We start from the raw sequence: 9,751 nt of genomic DNA, 5'->3' as shown, positions 1-9,751 counted from the left end.
GCCCGCCCACGCTTCGGCGCCTTCACGGCGCACGGCCTCGCGCAGCGCCGGATCGGTGTCGTACAGGGAATAGTCTTCCAGGGGCGGCACCTGGTTGAACACGGTATGCGTCGCGAACGATGACATGGAGTCTCCCTGGTTCGAACGGCCGCTGCGGCGCGGGTTGCCCCGCACCCGCTACCCGGCCATGGGCGCGGTCAAGGGCCAGGGCCGCAGCGCTTCGACCTGCGCCGCCAGTTCCAGCAGCTGCGCCTCGGCGCCCAGCGGCCCCATCACCTGGATGCCGATGGGCAGCCCGTCCGCGGACATGCCAAATGGGATCGAGATGGCGGGCATGCCGGTCAGGTTCGCCAACGGCGCGAAGGGCGAATAGCCGATGACGCCCTTCTTGCCCAGACGGTAGGCCAGATAATCGGCGTTGTCCATGGCGTAGCGGCCGATGGGCGCGGGCGGCAACGCCAGCACCGGACTCAGAAACAGGTCATAGCCCTGGGCGCCATCCCGATGCAGGAAACGCCCGATGCGGCGGGTGATCTCGTGGCAGGTGTCGACGCAGGCCACGTACTGCGCACCGGAGATCGCGCGGGCATATTCACGCGCGCCGAGCGTGGTGGGCTGCAGTTCGTCAGCGGCCAGGCGCCTGCCGCGCGCGGCCACGAAGCTGTCGATGGCGTTGGCGGCCGCGCTGGCGATCAGCGGCAGCATCGGCGACAGGACTTCCTCGGAGCCGACGGGCGGCGCCGCGGGCACCAATTCATGTCCCAGCGACGCGAAGAACTTCGCCGCCTCGTCCAGCGTAGCCGCGACATCCGGATGAATGGCGCCGCCTTCGTAGGTGGTGTTGATGAAGGCGATGCGCCGGCGCGGCGCCGCGTTCGGATCGGCGGCAACCCGGGCCACCACCCCGCGATAGGATTCCGCGGGCAGGACGGGCGCGGCATAGGGCGCGCCCACATCGGCGCCCGCGCTGATGTCCAGCGCCGCCGCGCAGTCGCGCACGGACAGGGTCATCATGTGTTCGGTGGCCAGGCCGCCCCAGCCTTCACCTTTAAGCGGACCGAGCGGCATGAGGCCTCGCGAGGGCTTCAGGCCCAGCACGCCGCAGCACGACGCGGGGATGCGGATCGACCCGCCGCCATCGCTGCCGTGCGCAATGCGCACCATGCCGCTGGCGAGCGCCGCGCCGGCGCCACCGCTGGAGCCGCCCGCGCTGTGGCCCTTTTTCCAGGGATTCTGCGTGGCCGGGCCATAGACGGGCGACTCCGTCGTGGGGCTCAGACCCAGCTCGGCGCTGGTGGTGCGGCCGAACGGAATCAGGCCGGCGCGCCGGTAACGTTTGACGATGTCGGCATCGAGGTTCCATGTGACTTGACCGTACAGCACGGACCCCATCGCGCTAGGCAGGCCGATGGCCGCCGTGGCGAGGTCCTTGAGCAGGGTCGGCACGCCGAGGAACGGCCGATCGCGCAGCATGGCGAGGCGCTGTTCGGGCGTCAGCGACGCCAGTTCGTCGTCCAGCGCCTGGGCCAGCCGCAGCCCGGCTTCGGCCTGCACGCCGCAGGCGGCATTGATGGACGGATTGCGCGCTGCGACGCGCTCGACCGCCTGCTGCATGGCAGTCAGCGCGGTGGTGGCGCCTTGGGCGATGTCGGCGCCCAGCGCCGTCGCGTCGAGAGAAGAGGAATCATGACGTTCGGCGATGCTCATGCTGACGATGCTCCAGGTATCGACGGCGAAGTGCCGCATGCATGAGGATATCGGCTGCGCGTAAGGTCAACAAGCGCACCCCGGGGCGGGCCCCGCCCCGGGGGCCCAAAACGCGCGTATCAGACGGCGCCAGTTGACGGCGCGCGGGGTTCCTCGGCGTCGTCGTCCTCGGGATCGGCAACGTCCGCCGACGCCCCGCCCAGCAGGCGCAGCGCATCGGCTTCCGGCAGCGCTTCGACGCCCTTCAGGTTGCGCAACATGGCGCGGGTGCGCACCTCGGTCTGGCCGATCTTGTTGCTGGCGGTGTCCAGGGTCTTTTTGACGCTGGCCAGCGATTCGCCGAACTTGCCGAACTCGGTCTTGACGGCCCGCAGCACCTGCCACACCTCGGAGGAACGCTGTTCGATTGCCAGCGTCCGGAACCCCATCTGCAGGCTGTTCAGCAGCGCGGCCAGATTGCTCGGGCCCGCCACATTGACGCGCAGGTCGTGCAGCTTGTCCAGCAGGCCGGGGCGGCGCAGCACCTCGGCATACAGGCTTTCCGTGGGCAGGAACATGATGGCAAAGTCGGTCGTGTGGGGCGGCGCGATGTACTTGCCGGCAATCAGCCGCGCCTGCACTTCGACCGCGCGGCCCAGTGCGGCCCCGGCCACCTTGACGCCTTCGGCGTCGGCCGCTTCCTGCGCGTCCATGAGGCGCTCGTATTCTTCCTTGGGGAATTTGGCGTCGATCGGCAGCCAGACCGGATCGCCGCCGTCGCCACGGCCCGGCAGCCGGATGGCGAACTCCACGGCCGCGTCGCTGCCCGGCACCGGCTTGACGTTGCTGGCGTACTGATCGGGCGTCATGTTGTCTTCGATCAGGCGCGCCAGTTGCACTTCGCCCCACGTGCCGCGGGACTTCACGTTGGTCAGCACGCGCTTCAGGTCGCCCACCCCGGCGGCCAGCGCCTGCATTTCACCCAGCCCCTTGTGCACGGCTTCCAGGCGGTCGGACACCAGCTTGAAGGACTCGCCCAGCCGCTGCTCCAGCGTGGCGTGCAGCTTTTCGTCCACGGTGCGACGCATTTCGTCGAGCTTGGCGCTGTTGTCCGACTGCAGCGATTGCAGGCGCTGATCCACCGTGGCGCGCACTTCCATCAGGCGCCGCTCGTTGATCTGGATGAGTCCCTGCAATTGCTCCGAAAAGCCCGCGGCAAAGCGCGACAGCGATTCGGCGGATTCGGCCCGGGCGGCCTGCGCATCGCGCGACAGGCCGGCACGCAGATCGCCGTGCGACTGCGCCAGTTCCTGCCGCAGCGCCCGCGTGGATTCGGAAAACTCGCTGCGCAGGCCGCGCTGGCCTTCGGCGATGTCGGCGCGCAGCGCGCGCTCGGTGCGTTCCAGGCCTTCCAGCAAGGCCTCCAGGCGAGCGTCGGAAGCGGACGGACGCAGCCACGCCAGGACGGCGGCCACGAAGGCCAGCACGGCGCCGCCGGCGGCGACCCAAAGCAGAATATCGTTCAAGAAAGGCATCTCCAAAGCGCGAATTGTAGGTCCCATTCCGCCCCCCTTTCCAGCCTGCTCCGCCGGCGTGAAGGCGCGGCCGGAGCAAGAGGATTAAACTGGCGGCCATCTGCATGGATACCCTCGCTTCTTTGAACTCCGCCGACCGCTCCGCCTGCACGCCTGCCGTCTCATTCCAGTCCGTGTTCGGACCGCTGAACCTGGATTCGGCAACGCCGCTTGCCACGGGCGGAGACCGGCACATTTTCCAGCACCCGCACTCCCCCGCCCTGCTCGTCAAGGTCATGGACATGCGCGCGCGGGCGATCTACCTGGAAGCGCGGCCGTTCAAGCGCTGGTACAAGCAGTATCAGCGCGAAAGCGCCTACCGCGTGTACCTGAACGAGATATCGGAATACGTCACCACCACGACGCGCCCGTCCGGCGTGTGGCAGGTGCCCATGGCGCGCATCGTCGGGGTGGCGCAGACCTCGCTGGGTCTGGGCCTGGTGGTCGAAAAGATCACCGACGAAGCCGGCAACATGGCGCCGACCGTGACCGATCTGGCCATGAAAGGTCTGCTCGACGATGCGCTGAAGGCGCAGCTCGATGCGTTCTTCGATGACCTGGCCGATGCGCACGTCGTGGTGCACGACATGTCGACCAGCAACATCGCCGTGGGCCTGAACGCCGACGGCAAGAAGGGGCTGTACCTGATCGACGGCTTCGGCGTGTTGCCGCTGATTCCGCTGTATGCGTGGAGCAAACGCCTGAACCGCCGCCGCCTGCAGCGCAAGTACGCCGAACTGCGCGAATCGCTGGCCCGGCGCGTGCGCGAAGCCGGCGTCTAGCCGCCGGCCGGCGCCTCAGGCAGCACGATGCCCTGCCGGTCCACCCATACGTAATCCTGTCCCGCGCGCTGCCCGCGCCGCAGCGGGTTACGCGTGCAGAACGCGGCGTAGGCCGGATCTACGAATCGGTAGCTCAGGTGTTCGTCGCGTCCCGCCGGAATGCCCAGGCGCGTGGTGCAGATGAGATACGGCGGCGACTCGCCCACGTCTTCCACGTACAGGGCGTCGGGATCAAAACGGCGGGCGTCCCATTCAGGCACTTTCAATCCGAGCGACCGGCACAGCAGCGTCTGGCCCGCGCAAAGCGCGCCCAGCGCCCGGGGCCGGCCTTGCGCATCGGGGTTCAGTTCGCGCATCCGTTCAAGCGACTCGGGGCCGGACAGCGCGTCGGTCCACGGATAAGCCGATTTGATCAACACCGCATTGCCGGGGCCGCCCGCGCTGAAGTTCAGCGAATCGCCCCCGCGGGCGTAGTACATGTAGATGGTGCCGCCGTCCATGAACAGGGCGCGGCGCTTGTGGGTGTACCCCAGCGAGGCATGGCTGCCCCGCTCTTCCAGGTAGTAGGCCTCGGTCTCGATGATGCGGGCCGACAGCCACAGGCCGCCGACCCGGTGGCGGATCACCTTGCCGGGCAACTCGCGCGCCAGTTGAGCCGCGTCGCGGTCGAAGAAGGCGTCCGGCAAGGCCTGTCCGGCCCCGCCGCGGGCCTCAGGCGAAACGTTCGCCGTAGCGCTTTTCACTGAAACCAACACTCACCTCGCCATCCGGCGTGACGGTGACCGGACGGCGCACCAGGGCCGGGTACTCGGCGATCAGCTTGGTCCACTGGGCGTCGGTATGGACGGTCTTGCGGTCCTCGGGCAGGTTGCGCCACGTCATCGAGGCGCGGTTGACCAGCTTTTCCCAGCCGCCGACCTGCTCGGACCAGGACTTGAGCGTCGCGGCCGGCACCGGATCGTCGCGGTAATCGACGAAGGCGTGGTCGACGCCATGCTCGGTCAGCCAGTCACGCGCCTTTACGCAGGTGCTGCACTTGGTCAGGCCATACAGGGTGGTTTGCGTCATTTGGATTCGGACTCCTTGCGCCATTGCATACGGTTGGCGAGGATCACGCACGTGCCCACCGCCAGGATGAACAGGGTGGCCAGCGCGTTGATCTCGGGCTTGAGGCCCAGCCGCACCCGGGAGAAGACTTCCATGGGCAGCGTGCTGGAGCCAGGGCCGGACAGGAACGACGCGATGACGACGTCGTCCAGCGACAGCGTGAAGGACAGCAGCCAGGCCGAGGCCAGCGCGGGCGCGATGAGCGGCAGCGTGATCTTGAAGAACACGGTGATCGGCGTGGCGCCCAGGTCCAGCGCGGCTTCTTCCAGCGAGCGGTCCAGGTCGCGGATGCGGGTCTGGATGACGACGGCCACGAACGCCATGCACAGCGTCACGTGCCCCACCCAGATCGTGAACATGCCGTTCTGCTCGGGCCAGCCCAGCGCGCCGCGCACCTCGACGAACATCAGCAGCAGCGAGATGCCCAGTACAACTTCGGGAATCACCAGCGGCGCGCTCAGCATGCCAACGTACAGCGCAAAGCCGCGGAACCGGCCCATGCGTCCCAGCACGTAGCCCGCCCAGGTGCCGATGACGACGGCCGCGGTGGCCGTCAGCACGGCAATGCGGAACGACAGCCAGGCGGCACGCAACAGCGCGTCGTCATTGACCAGCGAGTGATACCAGCGGAACGAAAACCCGGTCCACGACGTGACCGAGGGCGACTCGTTGAACGAAAACACCATCAGGCTGAGGATGGGCACGTACAGGAAGAAGTAGCCCAGCCCCAGCACCACGGCGCGCAGCGTCTTGTTCGGACCGTTCATTTGCGGTCTCCGCCCTGCTGCTTGACCTGGCTGTACTGGAAGTACACCAACGGCACGAGCAGCAGCAACACCATCACGCACGTCACGGCCGACGCCATCGGCCAGTCGGCGTTGTTGAAGAATTCATTCCACATCACGCGGCCTATCATCAGCGTGTTCGCGCCACCCAGCATTTCGGGGATCACGTATTCACCGACGGCCGGAATGAACACGAGCATCGCGCCCGCAATCACGCCCTGGCGCGACATCGGCACCGTGATCTGCCAGAACGCCTGCCAGGGCCGGGCGCCCAGGTCATAGGCGGCTTCGAGCAGGCGCAGGTCCATCTTCACCAGCGTCGCGTACAGCGGCAGGATGAAGAACGGCAGGTAGGCGTAGACCATGCCGATATACACGGCCAGATCGGTGCGGTAGATCTCGAGCGGACTGGAGATCAGGCCCAGGCCCTGCAGCAGGTTGTTCAGCAGGCCGTCGTTGCGCAGGATGCCCACCCAGGCATACACGCGCAGCAGCAGCGACGTCCAGAACGGCAGGATCACCGCCAGCAGCAGCAGGTTGCGCACGCGCGCCGACGACCGGGCGATGTAGTACGCAATGGGATAGCCCATCAGCACGCAGACCAGCGTGGTGATGCCGGCGATCTTCACCGAGCTGAGGTAGGTGCGGAAATACTGGTTTTCCGTGAACAGCAGGATGTAGCCGCGCAGGTGCAGGCTGAACTGGATCGCCTCGTCCTGAAATTGCGCCAGCGACGTGTACGGCGGAATGCCGAACTTCATCTCGGCAAAGCTGATCTTCAGCACCAGGAGGAACGGCAGCAGCAGAAACAGCACCAGCCAGGCGAACGGCGGCACCACCGCCAGGGCCCTGCCCGACGGGAGCCACTCGCGGGGCGAAAAGCGGATCATGACGCAAGCACCGTCGCGCTGTCGGCGTCCCAGCTCACGAAGATTTCTTCGTCGATGCCCGGCGCGTCCATCTGGGCCAAAAGACGGCTGGGCACGCTGGCCTCGACCGTCTTGCCGGAATCCAGGCGGATCTGGTAGAGCGCGTAGCTGCCCATCCAGGCCATGTGGCTGACCATGCCGTGGGCCCAGTTGTATTCGCCGTCCGGTTGTTCACGCGAGACCAGCAGGCGCTCGGGCCGGATGGAGACGTGCACTTCCATGCCCAGGGGTTCGCTGACCCCGTGGTTCACGAAGAGCGGACGGGTCAGTTCGTCGCATTCGATGGCCACGTGATCGGGCTCGTCGACGACGATGGTGCCGGTGAACATGTTGGTCGACCCGATGAAGCTGGCGACAAAGCGCGAGTTCGGGAAGGCATACACGTCCTGCGGCGTGCCGCACTGGACGATCTGACCTTCGGTCATGACGGCCAGACGGTGCGCCATGGTCATGGCTTCTTCCTGGTCGTGGGTGACCATGATGCAGGTCACGCCGACCTGCTCCAGGATCTTCACGAGCTCGATCTGCGTCTTCTGGCGGATCTGCTTGTCCAGCGCCGACATGGGTTCGTCAAGCAAAAGCAGCTTGGGACGCTTGACCAGGCTGCGCGCCAGCGCCACGCGCTGCTGCTGCCCGCCCGAAAGCTGGTTGGGCTTGCGGCGCGAATAGCCCGCCATCTGCACCAGGTCCAGGGCCTCGAACACGCGGTCATGGATTTCCGCGCGGTCCACGCCTTCCTGCTTCAGGCCAAAGGCCACGTTGGCCTCGACCGTCATGTGCGGGAACAGCGCGTACGACTGGAACATCATGTTCACGGGCCGGCGGTAAGGCGGCACGCTGGTGATGTCCTCGCCATCCAGCAGAATCTGGCCCGAGGTCACTTCCTCGAAGCCCGCCAGCATGCGCAGCAAGGTGGACTTGCCGCTGCCCGAGCTGCCCAGCAGCGCGAAGATTTCGTTTCGCTTGACGGACAGGTTGACCGAACGCACGGCCACCACATCGCCAAAGATCTTTACAACATCGGAGACCCGGACGAACTCGTCCGGGTCCGCCGCGTGCTGCGCCGAGTAACGGCTATCGTTCATGATGACTAATTTCCCAACTTCAGCTCGGACCACAACTTGTTCTGCAGCCGAGAAATGTTCAAGGGCAAGGCCTTGATCACGTACAGGGTCTTGGAGACCTCGGCGGGCGGGTAGATCATGGGATTTTCAGCCACATCCTTGTTCACGAACTGCCGCGCTTCCTTGTTGGCGTTCGGGTAGAACATGGTGTTGGTGATGGCTGCGTGGACCTTCGGCGTTTCGATGTAGTTGATGAACGCGTGGGCCTCTTCGGGATGCGGCGCATCCTTGGGGATGACCATCAGGTCGAACCACGCCGGCGCGCCGCCCTTCGGGATGAAGTAGTTCACTTCATAAGGCTTCTTGGCGTCCTGCGCGCGCTTGCGGGCGATCATCACGTCGCCGGAGAAACCGTAGACCATGCACAGGTCGCCCACGGCCAGTTCGTCGATGTAGCCCGACGAGCTGAACTGGCGGATGTACGGACGGATTTTCTTCAGCACTTCCATTGCGGCCTGGTAGTCGGCGCTGTTGGTGCTGTTGGGATCCTTGCCCAGGTACTTGAGCACGGCCGGGAACACCTGCGCGGCTTCGTCCAGCATGGAGATGCCGCATTCCTTCAGCTTGGCGGCATTCTCGGGCTTGAAGATCATGTCCCAGCTGGCCAGGTCCACGTCGTCGCCCATGATCTGCTTGACCTTGGTGACGTTGTAGCCCAGGCCATTGGTGCCGTAGCCCCACGGAATGGCGTGTTCGTTGCCGGGATCGACCGTGGCGACCAGCGCCATGACTTCGGGATCCAGGTACTTCCAGTTGGGGATCTTGGACTTGTCCAGCTTCTGGAACAGGCCTGCTTCGATCTGACGCGAGGCGTAATGGGTGGACGGGACAACGACGTCGTAACCCGATTTGCCGGCCAGCAGCTTGGCCTGCAATGCGTCGTTGCTGTCGTAGACGTCATAGCGGACCTTGATGCCGGTTTCCTTTTCGAAACCCGGGATCGTGTCCGGGGCCGTGTATTCGGCCCAGTTGTAGACGTTGACGACCTTGTTCTGCGCCATCGCAGCCGACGTGGCCGCCGCGACCAGCACCGCGCCGAGCGCCCAGCGCATTCCCGCCTTCAGTTCCATTATGTCCAGCCCCCTTGCTCTATGCCGTTTATGACAGGAGTACCAAAAGGCGAAATGATAAAGCCATTTTGCGATGACCTGCCCAACTTTGGGGGGTAATTGGCGCAATTGCCCCCATGGCAGCTTTCGCCGGCGGGCGGGGGATCAGGGCTGGATTCCGATGCCCCAGGCCGTCCAGTAGCTGTCGCGCAGGCGCATCCAGAAACGGTCGCCGGCCTCGCCGGCCACCTTGCGCAACGACCGGCGCAAGCGGTCGAGATTGGCCTGGCGCTGCCGCTCCGACAACCCGCCCTGCGTGCCGCGGTCGAAGTCGATGAGCCAGACCCGGCCGTCGTTGCCAATCAGGATGTTGAAGGCGTTCAGATCGGCATGCCAGACGCCTGCCCGGTGCATGCGCACGATGGCATCGGCCACCGGCTGCCACAGGGGTTCGGAAAGCGCCTGCGCCAACGGGCGCACGCCGGGAATGCGTTCGACCACGATGGCGGCGCGGTAGATCGGACCCTGGCGCCAGTAGGCGGCCGCCAGCGGCGCCGGCACCGGCAGCCCTTGCGCGCGCAGGGCGGCCAGCAGCCGGTACTCGCGAAAACTGCGCGTGCGCGACTCGCCGTTCCACAGATAGGCGTCGCGGCTGATGCGGGCGATCATGCCGCCGCGGCGGTAGCGCCGCAGCACGCCCTGCCAGCCCTGCCCC

The 9,751-nt window shown here is 66.2% G+C and carries 11 protein-coding genes; 1 reads left to right on the top strand and 10 read right to left on the bottom strand.

Annotation, left to right across the window (positions count from 1 at the left end; all coding sequences use genetic code 11):
- From B3446_RS17520 to rmuC, 3 genes are all read right to left on the bottom strand, one after another.
- A partial coding sequence (locus tag B3446_RS17520) for a hypothetical protein (RefSeq protein WP_291383758.1) occupies positions 1–126 on the bottom strand: 126 nt, incomplete at its 3' end.
- Between the two features lie 51 nt (positions 127–177).
- Positions 178–1,746, bottom strand: a complete 1,569-nt coding sequence (locus B3446_RS17515; protein ID WP_291383756.1) for an amidase — start codon at positions 1,744–1,746, stop codon at positions 178–180.
- A gap of 80 nt (positions 1,747–1,826) precedes the next feature.
- Positions 1,827–3,212 (bottom strand): DNA recombination protein RmuC, encoded by a 1,386-nt coding sequence (gene rmuC, locus B3446_RS17510; RefSeq protein ID WP_313368816.1) that lies wholly within the window; start codon positions 3,210–3,212, stop codon positions 1,827–1,829.
- 113 nt (positions 3,213–3,325) lie between these two features.
- Here rmuC and B3446_RS17505 point away from each other — a divergent pair, with 113 nt between their 5' ends.
- Positions 3,326–4,042, top strand: a complete 717-nt coding sequence (locus B3446_RS17505) for a PhoP regulatory network YrbL family protein (RefSeq protein WP_291383752.1) — start codon at positions 3,326–3,328, stop codon at positions 4,040–4,042.
- Here the strand turns inward: B3446_RS17505 and B3446_RS17500 are convergent.
- From B3446_RS17500 to B3446_RS17470, 7 genes are all read right to left on the bottom strand, one after another.
- Entirely contained in the window at positions 4,039–4,728 is a 690-nt protein-coding gene (locus B3446_RS17500) for a DNA-3-methyladenine glycosylase (protein WP_291383750.1), read from the bottom strand. The genes B3446_RS17505 and B3446_RS17500 overlap by 4 nt on opposite strands.
- Before the next feature lie 25 nt (positions 4,729–4,753).
- Positions 4,754–5,110: an arsenate reductase gene (locus tag B3446_RS17495; protein WP_291383748.1), complete on the bottom strand. Its 357-nt coding sequence runs from the start codon at positions 5,108–5,110 to the stop codon at positions 4,754–4,756.
- Positions 5,107–5,916 (bottom strand): ABC transporter permease subunit, encoded by an 810-nt coding sequence (locus B3446_RS17490; protein WP_056567137.1) that lies wholly within the window; start codon positions 5,914–5,916, stop codon positions 5,107–5,109. Before B3446_RS17490 ends, B3446_RS17495 begins: the two co-directional genes overlap by 4 nt.
- On the bottom strand, positions 5,913–6,824 hold the full coding sequence (locus tag B3446_RS17485; RefSeq protein WP_175125746.1) for an ABC transporter permease subunit: 912 nt from the start codon (positions 6,822–6,824) through the stop codon (positions 5,913–5,915). Before B3446_RS17485 ends, B3446_RS17490 begins: the two co-directional genes overlap by 4 nt.
- Positions 6,821–7,948 carry an ABC transporter ATP-binding protein gene (locus B3446_RS17480; RefSeq protein ID WP_175138744.1) on the bottom strand — a complete coding sequence of 376 codons (1,128 nt, stop codon included), beginning with the start codon at positions 7,946–7,948 and terminating at the stop codon, positions 6,821–6,823. The genes B3446_RS17485 and B3446_RS17480 overlap by 4 nt, the downstream gene beginning before the upstream one ends.
- Before the next feature lie 5 nt (positions 7,949–7,953).
- On the bottom strand, positions 7,954–9,057 hold the full coding sequence (locus tag B3446_RS17475; protein ID WP_175184402.1) for a polyamine ABC transporter substrate-binding protein: 1,104 nt from the start codon (positions 9,055–9,057) through the stop codon (positions 7,954–7,956).
- A 144-nt stretch (positions 9,058–9,201) separates the two neighbouring features.
- Positions 9,202–9,751: 3-deoxy-D-manno-octulosonic acid kinase (locus B3446_RS17470; RefSeq protein WP_291383742.1), on the bottom strand; the 550-nt coding region annotated here is incomplete at its 5' end.

This window comes from Achromobacter sp. UBA5777 (genome assembly GCF_002418565.1).
In the GTDB taxonomy this organism is placed as follows: domain Bacteria; phylum Pseudomonadota; class Gammaproteobacteria; order Burkholderiales; family Burkholderiaceae_B; genus Achromobacter; species Achromobacter animicus.
The sequence above is the reverse complement of the archived record's forward strand: the minus strand, read 5'-3'. Positions and strand labels throughout refer to the sequence as shown.